General features: G+C 71.6%; 14 protein-coding genes. 10 read left to right on the top strand and 4 right to left on the bottom strand.

The annotated features are described in order from the left end of the window. The 9 genes from M1L56_RS13765 to lnt all read left to right on the top strand — a co-directional run bounded on the left by M1L56_RS13765 (nucleotide 1) and on the right by lnt (nucleotide 9,967). Nucleotides 1-675 (top strand): HAD family phosphatase, encoded by a 675-nt coding sequence (locus M1L56_RS13765; protein ID WP_304439341.1) that lies wholly within the window; start codon nucleotides 1-3, stop codon nucleotides 673-675. Further along, a complete protein-coding gene (locus tag M1L56_RS13760; protein WP_248599662.1) occupies nucleotides 672-1,688 on the top strand; it encodes a tRNA (adenine-N1)-methyltransferase in 1,017 nt (338 codons plus the stop codon). The genes M1L56_RS13765 and M1L56_RS13760 overlap by 4 nt, the downstream gene beginning before the upstream one ends. Before the next feature lie 39 nt (nucleotides 1,689-1,727). After that, the gene (locus tag M1L56_RS16145; RefSeq protein ID WP_248599661.1) at nucleotides 1,728-2,669 is read left to right on the top strand and encodes an FKBP-type peptidyl-prolyl cis-trans isomerase; all 942 of its coding nucleotides are present in this window, start codon (nucleotides 1,728-1,730) and stop codon (nucleotides 2,667-2,669) included. Between the two features lie 51 nt (nucleotides 2,670-2,720). Further along, a complete protein-coding gene (locus tag M1L56_RS13750; RefSeq protein WP_248599660.1) occupies nucleotides 2,721-3,740 on the top strand; it encodes a WYL domain-containing protein in 1,020 nt (339 codons plus the stop codon). Nucleotides 3,741-3,766: 26 nt separating this feature from the next. Next, the gene (locus M1L56_RS13745) at nucleotides 3,767-4,753 is read left to right on the top strand and encodes a YafY family protein (RefSeq protein WP_248599659.1); all 987 of its coding nucleotides are present in this window, start codon (nucleotides 3,767-3,769) and stop codon (nucleotides 4,751-4,753) included. Nucleotides 4,754-4,817: 64 nt separating this feature from the next. Then, nucleotides 4,818-5,117, top strand: coding sequence for a twin-arginine translocase TatA/TatE family subunit (gene tatA, locus M1L56_RS13740; RefSeq protein WP_067946908.1), 300 nt, complete (start codon nucleotides 4,818-4,820; stop codon nucleotides 5,115-5,117). Between the two features lie 48 nt (nucleotides 5,118-5,165). After that, nucleotides 5,166-5,915: a twin-arginine translocase subunit TatC gene (gene tatC / locus M1L56_RS13735; RefSeq protein ID WP_248599726.1), complete on the top strand. Its 750-nt coding sequence runs from the start codon at nucleotides 5,166-5,168 to the stop codon at nucleotides 5,913-5,915. A gap of 9 nt (nucleotides 5,916-5,924) precedes the next feature. Beyond that, nucleotides 5,925-8,354 carry an RNA helicase gene (locus M1L56_RS13730; protein WP_067946910.1) on the top strand — a complete coding sequence of 810 codons (2,430 nt, stop codon included), beginning with the start codon at nucleotides 5,925-5,927 and terminating at the stop codon, nucleotides 8,352-8,354. Further along, the gene (lnt, locus tag M1L56_RS13725; protein ID WP_248599658.1) at nucleotides 8,351-9,967 is read left to right on the top strand and encodes an apolipoprotein N-acyltransferase; all 1,617 of its coding nucleotides are present in this window, start codon (nucleotides 8,351-8,353) and stop codon (nucleotides 9,965-9,967) included. Before M1L56_RS13730 ends, lnt begins: the two co-directional genes overlap by 4 nt. On the opposite strand, the gene M1L56_RS13720 is transcribed toward lnt, so the two are convergent. From M1L56_RS13720 to M1L56_RS13705, 4 genes are all read right to left on the bottom strand, one after another. Beyond that, the gene (locus M1L56_RS13720) at nucleotides 9,964-10,329 is read right to left on the bottom strand and encodes an RNA polymerase-binding protein RbpA (RefSeq protein WP_248599657.1); all 366 of its coding nucleotides are present in this window, start codon (nucleotides 10,327-10,329) and stop codon (nucleotides 9,964-9,966) included. The genes lnt and M1L56_RS13720 overlap by 4 nt on opposite strands. Nucleotides 10,330-10,415: 86 nt before the next feature. After that, nucleotides 10,416-11,171 carry a glycerophosphodiester phosphodiesterase gene (locus tag M1L56_RS13715; RefSeq protein WP_248599656.1) on the bottom strand — a complete coding sequence of 252 codons (756 nt, stop codon included), beginning with the start codon at nucleotides 11,169-11,171 and terminating at the stop codon, nucleotides 10,416-10,418. A 7-nt stretch (nucleotides 11,172-11,178) separates the two neighbouring features. Beyond that, nucleotides 11,179-12,090, bottom strand: coding sequence for an SPFH domain-containing protein (locus M1L56_RS13710; protein ID WP_369798131.1), 912 nt, complete (start codon nucleotides 12,088-12,090; stop codon nucleotides 11,179-11,181). A 14-nt stretch (nucleotides 12,091-12,104) separates the two neighbouring features. Beyond that, the gene (locus M1L56_RS13705; protein WP_248599655.1) at nucleotides 12,105-12,578 is read right to left on the bottom strand and encodes an NfeD family protein; all 474 of its coding nucleotides are present in this window, start codon (nucleotides 12,576-12,578) and stop codon (nucleotides 12,105-12,107) included. Nucleotides 12,579-12,703: 125 nt separating this feature from the next. Between M1L56_RS13705 and M1L56_RS13700 the strand changes: the two genes are divergently transcribed. Then, a partial coding sequence (locus M1L56_RS13700; protein WP_067946922.1) for an SDR family oxidoreductase occupies nucleotides 12,704-13,467 on the top strand: 764 nt, incomplete at its 3' end.

Here is a 13,467-nt window from a genome sequence, read left to right as displayed (position 1 = left end):
GTGACCCCAGCCCTCCCCGCCGCCGTCCTGTGGGACATGGACGGCACCCTCGTCGACACCGAGCCCTACTGGATGCGAGCCGAAGGCGAGCTCGTCCGCGAGTTCGGCGGCAGCTGGACCGACGAGGACGCCCTGCAGGTCGTCGGCGCCGGCCTCTGGGAGGCCGCGGCCGTGTTCCAACGCGCCGGGGTCGACCTCGACGCCGATACGATCGTCGCGCGCCTGACCGCGCGCGTTCGCGAGCAGCTCGCCGAGCACGGCGTGCCGTGGCAGCCGGGCGCGCAGGCGCTGCTGAAGTCCGTCCGCGACGCGGGCATCCCGACGGCGCTCGTGACCATGTCGGTGCGCTCGATGGCCGAGGACATCGTCGCGGCCATCCCGTTCGAGGCGTTCGACCTGCTCGTCACGGGCGACGAGGTCGCCGAGCCGAAGCCGCACCCCGAGCCGTACCTGACGGCCGCCGAGCGGCTCGGCGTGGCCATCGGCGACTGCGTCGCGATCGAGGACTCGGTGCCCGGGCTCCGTTCCGCGGCATCCGCCGGCACCGTCGCGATCGGCGTGCCGCACATGGTGCCCCTCGACCCGGCCGCCGCGCAGGTCATCTGGGACTCGCTCGACGGGCGGACCGTCGACGACATCGCCCGCGTCGTGGCATCCGCGAGGGAGACCGCATGAGCCGCGGGGAGGCGAGCGGACCCTTCCGCGCCGGCGACCGCGTGCAGCTGACCGGCCCCAAGGGACGCCTGCACACGATCACCCTCGAGCCGGGCAAGCTGTTCCACTCGCACAAGGGCGCGATCGCGCACGACGACCTCATCGGCCTGCCCGACGGCTCGGTCGTGGCCAACCAGGTGGGTGTCGAGTACCTGGCGCTCCGGCCGCTGCTCAGCGACTTCGTGATGTCGATGCCGCGCGGGGCGGCGATCGTATACCCGAAGGACGCGGCGCAGATCCTCGCGCAGGCCGACGTCTTCCCGGGCGCGACCGTCGTCGAGGCCGGTGTCGGTTCCGGCGCGCTGTCGCTGTGGCTGCTCCGCGCGATCGGCGCGAACGGCCGGCTGATGTCGTTCGAGCGTCGCGAGGAGTTCGCCGACGTCGCCCGCGGCAACGTGGCCACCTTCCACGGCGAGGACCCCGAGAACTGGACCATCACCCTCGGCGACCTCGCCGAGGCGCTGCCGGAGCAGGCGCCCGAGGCGTCCGTCGACCGCGTCGTGCTCGACATGCTCGCGCCGTGGGAGTGCATCGACGCCGTGTCGACCGCGCTCAAGCCCGGCGGCGTGCTGCTCTGCTACATCGCGACGGTCACCCAGCTCTCGCGCGTCGCCGAGGCGATCCGTGCGACCGGCCGGTACACCGAGCCGCAGGCGAGCGAGACGATGGTCCGCGGATGGCACGTGCAGGGCCTCGCGGTCCGGCCCGACCACCGCATGATCGCGCACACCGGCTTCCTCCTCACCGCACGCCGGCTCGCCCCCGGCACCGTGCTGCCCGAGCTCAAGCGCCGCCCCTCCAAGACCGAGTTCAGCGACGAGGACGTCGAGGCGTGGACGCCCGGCGCGCTCGGCGAACGCAACGTCAGCGACAAGGTGCTGCGCAAGCGCGCACGCGCAGCGGATGCCGCGGCCCGCCGCTCGCGCGGCGACGACGACTCCCGACCCGACACCGAAGCGCCCGACGCCGACTAGGCTGTCTGCGCCCGTTCCACCCAGACGAAACGAGGACCCGTGCGACTCCCGCTCGCGCTTCTGGCCACCGCGACCGCCGTCGCGGTCACGCTCACCGGCTGCACCGCGGCACCCGAACCCGAGGCGACCGCCGGCGCGTCGTCCGACCTCATCGAGGTCGAGGGCGACTTCGGCCAGGAGCCCCGGGTCGACTTCCCGACGCCCGTCTCCCCGGCCGAGACGCAGTGCACCGAGATCATCGAGGGCGACGGCGACCGGCTCGTGGCCGGCCAGCAGGCGCTCGTCGGCCTCGCGGTGTACAACGGGACGACCGGCGAGGAGATCGACGTCAACGGGTTCGGCGACCAGGAGCCCGTGCCGATCCTCCTCAGCGAGGGCGGGCTCCCCGGCATCCGCAAGGGCCTCTCGTGCGCCAGCGAGGGCTCGCGCGTCGTGATCGTCGCCCCGCCCGCCGACGCCTTCGGCGAGCAGGGCAACGCCCAGCTCGGCATCGAGCCCGACGACAGCCTCGTCATGGTGTTCGACGTGCACCGCGCGTTCCTCCTCAAGGCGAACGGCGCGCCGCAGATCGCCCGCGACGGCTTCCCCGCCGTGGTGACGGCGCCCGACGGGCGTCCGGGCATCACCGTGCCCGACACGGAGCCCTTCGAGTCGACCGAGGTCGAGGTGTTGAAGGCCGGCTCCGGCGCGGTGGTCGAGGACGGCGACCAGGTCGTCGTCCACTACACGGGCGTCCTGTGGGACGACAACTCCGTCTTCGACTCCACGTGGGAGCGCAACGGCCCGACGGCGTTCGTCGTCGCCGAGGGCGAGGGCTCGCAGGTCGTGCCCGGGTTCGCCGAGGCGCTCATCGGCCAGAAGGTCGGCTCGCAGGTCGGAGTGGTCATCGCCCCGGAGGACGGCTACGGCGACGCCGAGCAGGCGGGCATCCCGGCCGGCTCGACGCTGTTCTTCGTCATCGACATCCTCGGCGTGGTGTGACCGGCGGGCGCGTCGTCCGCCCGTCGCACGCCGGTCAGTATGATCGCTGACGTGGCGTCATCCAAGCGCTCGGGGGAGCCGAGGATCCCGGTCGAGGACCGGCTCTTCAGCCTCGTCCTGGCGCTGCTCGCGACCGAGACCGGGCTGCTGAAGTCCGAGATCCTGTCGACGGTGCGCGGCTACGCCGAGCGCTACGACGATCGGGGCGGCAACGCCAACCTCGAGCGCCAGTTCGAGCGCGACAAGGACGAGATCCGCGACCTCGGCATCCCGCTCGAGACGATCGAGTCGCCCGACCGACCGGGCGACAACCAGGCGCTGCGCTACCGGATCCCGAAGGGCGACTACGATCTCCCGGTCGACGTCCGGTTCACGCCCGATGAGCTCGCCCTGCTCGGCCTCGCCGCCGAGGTCTGGCGCGAGGCCTCGCTGTCCTCCGACTCGCAGCGTGCGCTCACGAAGCTCCGGTCGCTCGGCATCGAGCCGCGTGAACCCGTGATCGGCTACGCGCCGCGGCTCCGGGTGCGAGATGCCGCGTTCGAGCCGATCCGGCAGGCACTCGACAAGCGGCAGCGCGTCCGGTTCCGCTACCTGAAGCCGGGGGAGCGCGAGCCGAGACTGCGCACCGTCGAGCCGCACGCGGTCGTGCTCCACGAGGGTCGCTGGCACCTGCACGGCCGTGACGTCGACGCGGGCGCCCCGCGCACGTTCCTCCTCTCGCGCATCGTCGGCGACGTGCAGTCGCTGGCCGGCAGGCCCTTCGATCCGCCGCCCGCCGACGTGCAGGACCGGGCGCTCGCCGACCTGCGGGCGCTGCGGCAGGCCAACAGCGCCGACCTCGCGGTGACCGCGGGCTCCGACGCCGAGGTGCGCCTCGGCAAGCGGGCGGTGGAGGCCGACGACGACGCGGGCGTCATCCGGCTGCACTACACGGATGCCGCCGTCTTCGCCGACGAACTGGCCTCGTACGGCCCGGAGGTCCGTGTGCTCTCGCCCTCGACGCTGCGCGACGCCGTCCGCGAGCGGCTCGCCGCGGTCGCGGCCTCCCATCGCCCGGGAGCCGATCGATGAGCGCGTCGCCGCGTCGGCCCGCTGGAATGCGCGGGCCCGACAAGCTCGTGTTCCTGCTCGCCCTCGTCCCGTACCTGCTCGAGCAGCGCGTGGTCGACGTCTCCGAGGCGGCCGCGCACTTCGGGGTGGGGGAGGAGGAGATCCGCGACGCGGTCCGGCTGATCGCCACGTCGGGCCTGCCGGGCGCGACGGGCACCTACCAGCCGAACGACCTGTTCGACATCGACTGGGACTCCTTCGAGGAGGACGACGTCATCGTGATCGTCCACCACGTGGCGATCGACGACGCCCCCCGGCTGTCGGCGCGCGAGGCGGCGGCGCTCATCGCCGGACTCCAGTACCTCTCGGCGTCGCCCGAGAACGCCGGGAGCGCCTCGCTCGCCGCGCTCACCGAGAAGCTCCGCGCGGGCGCGTCCGCGGCTCCCAGCCGGCTCGCCGTCGCCGAGGAGGCCGCCGATGCGTCGCTCGCCGTGGTTCGGCGGGCCGTGGCATCCGGTCGTCAGCTCGAGTTCGACTACCTCAACGCGCGAGGGGAGCGCCGACGCCGGCGCGTGGATCCCCTGCGCATCGCCTCGCTCGGCGCCGACTGGTACCTGCAGGCGTTCGACCACCTCCGGGAGGAGGTCCGGAACTTCCGCATCGACCGGATGAGCGGGCTCGAGGTCGCCGACGAGCCGATCGCCAACCACTCCGACCGGGCGATCCCCGAGACGCTCTTCCAGGCGTCCGACACCGATCTCGAGGTCGTCGTCGACGTGGCCCCGGCGACGCTGCCGCTCCTGGCGGACTACCTCGCCGACTCGACCACGACCGAGGTCGACGGGCGGCTCCGCGTGACCCTCCGCCTCGCCCACGTGCACGGGCTCAAGCGCCTGGTCGCGGGTCTGCCCGGACTGGTGACCGTCGTCGCCCCGGAGGAGGCGCGCGCGGTGGTCGCGGAGTGGGCCGAGGCGGGCCTGGCAGGTTACCCGGACGACGACCCCCGTGCGTCGTCCACGCCGGCCGACGGGTGAGGCGAACGCCGCCGGCGACCGGTTAGACTGAGCGGACCATCCCGCCAGAATTGGACGAGCACCTATGTTTGGAAACGCCTTCACCGGTTGGCACGCGCTGATCATCCTGCTGGTGATCCTGCTGCTGTTCGGTGCGCCGAAGCTTCCCGCCCTCGCGCGGAGCCTGGGCCAGTCGATGAAGATCCTGAAGAACGAGGTCCGGTCGGACTCCGACGAGCGCACCGACGCGTCCGACGGCACGACGACCACCGACGCGCCCGTCACGGGCACGTCGACCGCGTCGAACGCATCGACCACCACGCCGCCCGCGTCGTCGACGACCGGTGATCCGGCGAAGCGCACGGACGCCGGCCCGAACGCCTAGCCCGTGTCGGCCGTGAAGGATCGCGGCACCGCGAACCGCGAGAAGCGGATGTCGCTCGGCGCGCACCTCCTCGAGTTGCGCAAGCGCCTCTTCACGTCGGCGATCGCCATCGTCGTCGGTGCGGTCGCCGGGTGGATCCTCACCGACCTGTTCGTGTGGAACGCGCTGCAGGCGCCCGTCGAGGCCGTGGCCGAGGCCCAGGGCGGCGGCGGGATCATCTTCCCGACCATCTCGAGTGCGTTCGACCTGCGGCTCCAGGTCGCGTTCACCGTGGGGATCGTGATCTCGAGTCCGGTCTGGCTGTACCAGATCTTCGCGTTCCTCGTGCCGGGGCTGAATGCGCGCGAGCGCAAGTTCTCGTTCATCTTCCTCGGTGCGGCGATCCCGCTCTTCCTCGCCGGTTGCGCGGCCGGCTGGTTCGTGCTTCCCAACATCGTGAAGCTCATGACCGGCTTCGTCCCCGAGGGCAGCGAGTCGCTCCTGACGGCGAAGGAGTACTACGACTTCGTGCTGAAGCTGGTCCTGGCGATCGGCATCGCGTTCGTCGTGCCGGTGTTCATCGTGCTGCTGAACCTCGCCGGGGTGCTCAGCGCGGCGTCGATCATCAAGAGCTGGCGGGTCGCCATCCTCGTCATCACGCTGTTCACCGCAATCGCCACCCCGTCGGCCGACGTCGTCTCGATGTTCATGCTCGCGATCCCGATGATCGGGCTCTACTTCGCGGCGTGGGGCATCGCGCATCTGCACGACAAGCGCGTCGCCAAGCGCAATCAGCTGGAGTTCGGCAGTCCTGTCTAGGCTGGGGGGATGAGCCTCTCGCCGGCGGAACGCTACGCATTGTCCCGGCAGCAACGGCGCCAGCCGAGGCTGCAGGAGTTCGCGGCGAACCTGTCCTTCGACCTCGACCCGTTCCAGCGCGCCGCGTGCGGCGCCCTCGACGAAGGGCGGAGCGTGCTGGTCGCCGCACCCACCGGCGCGGGCAAGACGGTGGTCGCGGAGTACGCGGTCTACCTCGCGATGGAGTCGGGCGACGAGAAGGTGTTCTACACGACGCCCATCAAGGCGCTCTCGAACCAGAAGTACCAGGAGTTCGTCGACACCTGGGGGGCCCGCAACGTCGGCCTGCTCACCGGCGACACGAACATCAACTCCGGCGCTCGCATCGTGGTGATGACCACCGAGGTCCTCCGCAACATGCTCTACGCCGACTCGCCGCTGCTCGACCGGCTCGCGTACGTCGTCATGGACGAGGTGCACTACCTCGCCGACCGATTCCGCGGCGCGGTGTGGGAGGAGGTCATCATCCACCTCCCGGAGGTGGTGCGCCTGGTCTCCCTGAGCGCCACGGTGTCCAACGCCGAGGAGTTCGGCGACTGGCTGCAGGCCGTGCGCGGCGACACGGACGTGATCGTCTCCGAGCAGCGGCCGGTGCCCCTCGAGCAGCACGTGCTCGCGGGCGGGAAGCTCGTGGACCTCTTCGACTCATCGGGGCAGGCGGCCACCCATCGGGTGAATCCCGAGCTCCAGCGCCTCGCCCGCGCGGGCGGGCGGTCGATCCGGGGCCGTTCGGAACGCGGGCGGCGCGGAAGCGACCGCGGCCGGTTCCACCAGGGCGGGCACGGTGCCTCGCGCATCGACCGGCCGGATGTGGTCGCCCTGCTGCACTCCAAGCACCTGCTGCCCGCGATCGTGTTCATCTTCTCTCGCGCCGGCTGCGACCAGGCGGTCCGCCAGGTGCTCCGCAGCGGCATCCGCCTCACCGACACGGCTGAACGAGACGAGATCCGATCCATCGTCGAGGAGCGCGCCCGGATGCTGCGCGACGACGACCTGGCCGTGCTCGGCTACTGGGAGTGGCTCGAGGGCCTGCAGCGAGGCGTGGCGGCGCACCACGCGGGCATGCTGCCGACCTTCAAGGAGATCGTCGAGGACCTCTTCCAGCGCAAGCTCCTGAAGGTCGTGTTCGCCACCGAGACCCTCGCGCTCGGCGTCAACATGCCCGCGCGCTCGGTCGTGCTCGAGAAGCTCGAGAAGTTCAACGGCGAGGCGCGCGTGCCCATCACGCCGGGGGAGTACACCCAGCTCACCGGTCGAGCGGGGCGACGTGGCATCGACGTCGAGGGCCATTCCGTGATCCAGTGGGTCGACGGGCTCGATCCCGAGGCGGTGGCCTCGCTGGCGTCCCGACGCAGCTATCCGCTGAACTCCAGCTTTTCGCCGACCTACAACATGGCGGTGAACCTCGTCGACCAGTTCGGCCGCGAGCGGACTCGTCAGGTGCTCGAGCTGTCGTTCGCGCAGTTCCAGGCCGACCGCGCGGTCGTCGACCTCGCCCGAACCCTGCGCAAGCAGGAGGAGTCGATGGCCGGCTTCGAGCGCGCGATGCAGTGCCACCTGGGAGACTTCGGCGAGTACGCGGGGATCCGTCGGCGCATCGCCGACCTCGAGCGGCAGCAGGCGAAGGGCAACCCGACCCACGCCCAACGCGAGCGGATGCAGCGGGAGCTGGCCTCCGAGCGCAAGCGCCTCCGGGCGCATCCGTGCCACGGTTGCGCCGAGCGCGAGCAGCACGCCCGCTGGGCCGAGCGGTGGTGGCGCCTGAAGCGCGACCACGACGACCTCAGCCGTCAGATCCGGACCCGGACCGGCCAGGTCGCCAAGCGGTTCGACCGGGTCGCCGAGGTGCTCGTACAGCTCGGCTACCTCGAGTCGGACGGGCAGGGCGGGCTCGTCTCCACGGCGGCGGGTCGCACCCTGAAGCGCATCTACGGCGAACGCGACCTGCTCGTGGCCGAATCCCTCCGGCGCGACCTGTGGGCCGGCCTCGACGTCGCGGGCATCGCCGCGATGGCGGCCGCGCTCGTGTACGAGCCGCGTCGGGACGAGCGCGGCCTGCAGTTCCGGCTCCCGAAGGGACCGTTCCGCGCGGCGTTCGATCGCACGACCGATGCGTGGAGCGAACTCGACGACGTCGAGCGCGACCACCGCCTGCCGGGGACCGAGCAGCCGTCTCCGGCGCTCTCGGCGGCCATGCACGCCTGGGCCCGCGGCGCGGCGCTCGGCAGCGTCCTGTCGGAGACCGAGCTCGCCGCGGGCGACTTCGTGCGCCTGTCCAAGCAGGTCATCGACCTCCTCGACCAGATCTCGATCGTGGCCGACGCCGAGCTGGGCGCCACCGCGCGCGCCGCGATCGACGCCGTCCGGCGCGGCGTGGTCGCGTACGGTGCCGCCGCATGAGCACCACTCCGATGCGAACGGATGCCGCAGCCGAGGCATCCGCTGACCGCCCCCGGCCCGTCATGCCGCTGTGGGCCGCGCTGCTCGTGTCGGCGCTCGGCGGCGTCGTGTACGACCTCGGGTTCCCCGGAGCGAGCGTCTGGCCGCTGGCGTTCGTCGGCATCGGCATGACGCTCGTCTCCCTGATCGGGCGTTCCTCCTGGGCGGCCTTCCACATCGGGCTCGTCTTCGGGCTCGGCTTCTACCTCACGCACGTGTCGTGGACCTCGTTGTACCTCGGGCCCGTGCCGTGGCTCGCCCTCTCGATCCTCCAGTCGTTGATCGTGGCCGGCGGAGCCGTCCTCATCGCCCTGGCGTACCGGTGGCTGCCGCGCGCGACGTCGTCCCGCTGGGCTCGCCTCGTGCTGCTGCCGCTCCTCGTCGCCGGATTGTGGATCGTGCGCGAGACCGCGACGGGCAGCATCCCCTACGGCGGATTCCCATGGGGGCGCGCGGCCCTCAGCCAGTCCGAGAGCCCGTTCGCGCAGGTCGTGTCGTGGGTCGGCTCGAGCGGTCTGGGCCTCGTCATGGTCGCGCTCGTCGCCGGTGTCATCGAGTGGGTGCGGTTGCGCGGGTGGCGCGACGTCCGCAGCGCGGTCCCGGTCGTCGCGCTCCTCGTGGTCGCCGTGGCGGTGCCCGCCTGGCCGACGACACCGACGGGGGAGCTCCGCGTGGCGAGCGTGCAGGGCAACGGGCCGTCGGGCTACTTCGACGAGCGCGAACCCGGCGACATCCTCGCAGCGCAGCTCGACGCGACCGAGCCGGTGCTCGACGAACCCGGCATCGACGTGCTGCTCTGGCCCGAGGGCGGCTCGGACGTCGACCCGACCCGCAGCGCCGAGGCCGCGCGCACCTTCGACGACCTGAGCGAACGCATCGGCGCGCCCGTCGTGCTGAACACGGTGACGGTCGACGACGAGGAGCGGTTCTACAACACCTCGCTGCTCTGGGAGTCCGGCGCCGGAGCGGTCGACCGGTTCTCGAAGCGGAACCCGGTGCCCTTCGGCGAGTACATCCCCGACCGCTGGTTCTACGACGCCCTCGTCCCCGAGCTCACGGGCCTCATCCAGCGCGGCTACTCGCCGGGCACGGAACCACCTGTCTTCGACGTGGGCGGCGCGGTCGCCGGGCTCGCGATCTGCTTCGACGTCATCTACGACGGCCTCATCTGGGAAGGCGCGCGCGACGGCGCGGAGCTCTACCTCCTGCAGACCAACAACGCCGACTTCCGCGGCACCGACGAGAACCAGCAGCAGCTCGCGATCGCGCGGCTGCGCGCGATCGAGACCGGCCGCTCCGTGGTGAACATCTCCACGGTCGGCACCAGCCAGGTCATCGACCCCACCGGTCGCACCATCGACGAGCTTCCGGCGTACGAGGCCGAGGCCATGGTCACCGACGTCGAGTTGCGCGAGGGACTCACCCCGGCGGTCGTGTTGGGCGGGTCCGTGCCGACGATCACGGTGATCGCGGCGATCGGCGGTCTCATCGCGGTCGGCGTCCGGGGGCGGACGCAGAACGCCCCGCGCCGGACGGGATCCGGGCGGGGCGACGGCGGGGAATCGGCGGCCTAGGCGCCGATCTTCTGCTGGCCGCGTCGGGCCCGCAGGTAGTTGAGGCGCTCCTGCAGGAGTTCCTCGAGCTCGGCGCGCGTGCGGCGCTCGAGCAGCATGTCCCAGTGGGTACGGGCGACCTTCTCGCCCGACCGGTCGATCTCGACCGGCTTGGAGTCCACGAGGAGGACCGCGGAGCTGCCGCAGTGGCGGCATTCCCACATCTCGGGGATCTCGGCCTCCGTCGAGAAGGTCATGATCGTGTCGCGCCCGCACGCCTCGCACTGGTAGGTGTAGTCGGCACGGTCGGCGAACACGACGCCGTCCTCGCTCTGCAGGCTCTGGGCGCCGATTCGCATGCCCCGAAGGCTCCGGTCCGCCATGGCGTACTCCTCTCGATCGTCAATCAGGTATAGACGATCAAGCTGGGCGTATTCTTCCCGGGGGCTGGGGTTTTGCCGGGGAACTCTCAGGTTCCCGACACGACCCGCAGCGCGAGATCGGCCCGGTCGGTGACGATGCCGTCGACGCCGAGGTGCAGCAGCCGCCGCATGTCCGCCTCGGCGTTGACCGTCCACACGTGCACTTCGAGGCCGGCGGCGTGCGCGCGTTCGAGCAGGCGGGGCGTCAGCAGCGGGACCCGCCCCACGCGCTCGGGGATCTGGAGCACCTGAGCACCTGCCACCGCCCGACGCAGCACGGCCGGGTTCCCGACGACGGATGCCGCCCGCGCCCGCAGCACGGACGCGCGCCCCGCCGAGGTCACGACCCCCGGAAGCATCGCCGCGAGCCGGCGGCGCCGCGCGTCGGAGAACGCCGTGAGCAGTACCCGGTCCCGGGCGTCGGCAGCCCGGATCGCCTCCACCGTCGCGGCGACCGCCGGATCCGTTTTGACGTCGATGTTGAATCGCGCCGCGGGGAACGCATGCAGTGCTTCGATCAGGGTCGGGAAGCCCTGGCCGTGACCGAGGTCCACCCGGCGCAGCGCGTCCGCCGTGAGGTCGGCGACCCGCTCGGTCCGACCGGGTGCGACGCGCCCGAGCTCGGGGTCGTGCGCGATCACGGCCTCGCCGTCGGCACTGAGGTGCACGTCGGTCTCGAGGTAACCGGCACCCGCGCGCACGGCGTGCTCGAAGGCGAGCAGGGTGTTCTCGGGTGCGTCGAGCGCCAGCCCGCGGTGCGCGAGCACGCGGGGCGCCGCCGGTTCGAACCAGGGCGAGCCCACGGGAGGATCAGCCGGGCAGGTCCGTGCGGGTACCCGGTGCGCCGGTCGCGCCGTCCTTCGGCGTGAACGCGCCGCCGATCCCCTTCAGGGCCTCGGTGAGCTCGCTCGGGATGATCCAGAGCTTGTTCGACGCGCCCTCGGCGAGCTGGGGGAGCATCTGCAGGTACTGGTAGCCGAGCAGCTTGGGGTCGGGGTCGCCCTTGTGGATGGCGTCGAAGACCGTGAGGATCGCCTCGGCCTCACCCTGTGCACGGAGCACGGCGGCCTTGGCGTCGCCCTCGGCCTTGAGGATCGAGGCCTGCCGTGCACCCTCGGCCTCGAGGATGGCGGACTGCTTCGTGCCCTCGGCGGTGAGGATCGCGGCGCGGCGGTCGCGCTCCGCGCGCATCTGCTTCTCCATCGAGTCCTGGATGGACAGGGGCGGATCGATCGCCTTGAGCTCGACGCGGGAGACGCGGATGCCCCACTTGCCGGTCGCCTCGTCGAGCACGATGCGGAGCTGGCCGTTGATGTTGTCGCGGCTCGTGAGCGCCTCTTCGAGGTTCAGGCCGCCGACCACGTTGCGGAGCGTGGTCGTGGTGAGCTGCTCGACCGCGCCGAGGTAGTTGTTGATCTCGTAGGTCGCCGCGCGGGCGTCGGTGACCTGGAAGTAGACGACCGTGTCGATCGACACGACGAGGTTGTCCTCGGTGATCACCGGCTGCGGCGGGAACGAGACGACCTGCTCGCGCATGTCGACGAGCGGCAGCAGCCGGTCGATGAAGGGCACGAGGAGGTTCAGGCCGGGGGAGAGGGTCTTGTGGTAGCGGCCGAGCCGTTCCACGACGCCCGAGTACGCCTGCGGGACGATCCGAATGGATCGCGCGATGACCACGATCGCGAAGATCGCGATCGCCGCGACGACGACCAGGGTGATGATGGGGCCGATGTCGTTCACGCCTGGGCGCTCCTCTCAATGGGCACGACGACCGCCGTCGCGCCGTCGATGCCGGTGACGAGCACGCGCTCGCCCGCGGCGACGTCCGCCTGCTCGGTGATGGGCGAGAGCCGCGCCGTCCAGACGTCGCCGTTGTGCAGCTTGACCTGGCCGCCGGCGGCGGTGACCGTGCGCACTACGCTGCCCTCGGCGCCGATCAGCGCATCGACGTTGCTGCGCGCCGAATCCGCACCGCGGCGCAGCAGCCGCAGCAGCGATGGTCGCAGCGTCAGCAGCAGTGCGACCGCGACGACGGCGGCCACGATGAACTGCGCCCACCAGGGGATGCCGGTGAGGCCGGAGAGCAGTCCCGCGACGCTGCCGAGCGCGAGCATGAGGAACGTCATCTCGAGGGTGAACACCTCGATGGTCGCGAACACGAGGATCAGCACCAGCCAGGCGATCCACGCGTACTGCGTCAGCACATCCACTTCGACTCCTTCGGGCTACCTCGAACCTATCAGCGCGCGGGACGCCGGTGGGGGAGTTGGTAGTCTCGGGGGCGGCGCGTCCGCGTGGCGCTCAGCCATCCCCGCACCGCATCGAGGAGCCCAACGTGACCAACCCGCTCGCCCCCGGATCGCTCGACGGTCGCGTCGCCGTCGTCACGGGCTCGTCCCGCGGCATCGGCGCCGACACCGCACGGTATCTCGCCGAAGCGGGCGCCGCCGTCGTGATCAACTACCGCAGCAAGGCGCCGCGCGCCGAGAAGATCGTCGGCGAGATCACCGCCGCGGGCGGTCGGGCGATCGCGGTCGGCGCCGACCTGACGGATGCCGCGTCGGTCCGGGCGATGTTCGAGCGCGCCGTCGACGAGTTCGGGCCGATCGACCTCCTCGTGCTCAATGCCTCGGGCGGCATGGAGTCCGGCATGGGGGAGGACTACGCGATGCGCCTGAACCGCGACGCGCAGGTCAACGTCGTCGAGAACGCGCTGCCGCACCTCGCCGAGCACTCGCGGATCGTGTTCGTCACCAGCCACCAGGCGCACTTCATCCGTACGACGCCGACGATGCCGGAGTACGAGCCGGTCGCGCTCTCGAAGCGAGCCGGTGAGGACGCACTCCGCGCGAAGCTGCCCGAGCTCGACGCGAAGGGCGTCGAGTTCGTCGTCGTCTCCGGCGACATGATCGAGGGCACCATCACCGCGACGCTGCTCGAGCGGGCCAACCCGGGTGCCATCGCCGCGCGCAAGGAGGACGCGGGCAAGCTGTACAACGTCGCGGAGTTCGCCGCCGAGGTCGCGGCCGCCGCCGTCGACCCGGTCCCGGACGACCACACGCGCTACGTCGGCGACGTCTCCGGCTTCTCGCCCGAGCG

The sequence above is a fragment of the Agromyces sp. C10 genome, assembly GCF_023217995.1.
Classification (GTDB): domain Bacteria; phylum Actinomycetota; class Actinomycetes; order Actinomycetales; family Microbacteriaceae; genus Agromyces; species Agromyces indicus.
This window is presented reverse-complemented; position numbering and strand designations above follow the sequence as displayed.

Coding starts and splice junctions, on each gene's coding strand:
- M1L56_RS13760 (WP_248599662.1), top strand. CDS start 672: ATGAGCCGCGGGGAGGCGAGCGGACCCTTCCGCGCCGGCGACCGCGTG.
- M1L56_RS13745 (WP_248599659.1), top strand. CDS start 3,767: ATGCGCGGGCCCGACAAGCTCGTGTTCCTGCTCGCCCTCGTCCCGTAC.
- tatA (WP_067946908.1), top strand. CDS start 4,818: ATGTTTGGAAACGCCTTCACCGGTTGGCACGCGCTGATCATCCTGCTG.
- tatC (WP_248599726.1), top strand. CDS start 5,166: ATGTCGCTCGGCGCGCACCTCCTCGAGTTGCGCAAGCGCCTCTTCACG.
- M1L56_RS13730 (WP_067946910.1), top strand. CDS start 5,925: ATGAGCCTCTCGCCGGCGGAACGCTACGCATTGTCCCGGCAGCAACGG.
- lnt (WP_248599658.1), top strand. CDS start 8,351: ATGAGCACCACTCCGATGCGAACGGATGCCGCAGCCGAGGCATCCGCT.
- M1L56_RS13720 (WP_248599657.1), bottom strand. CDS start 10,329: ATGGCGGACCGGAGCCTTCGGGGCATGCGAATCGGCGCCCAGAGCCTG.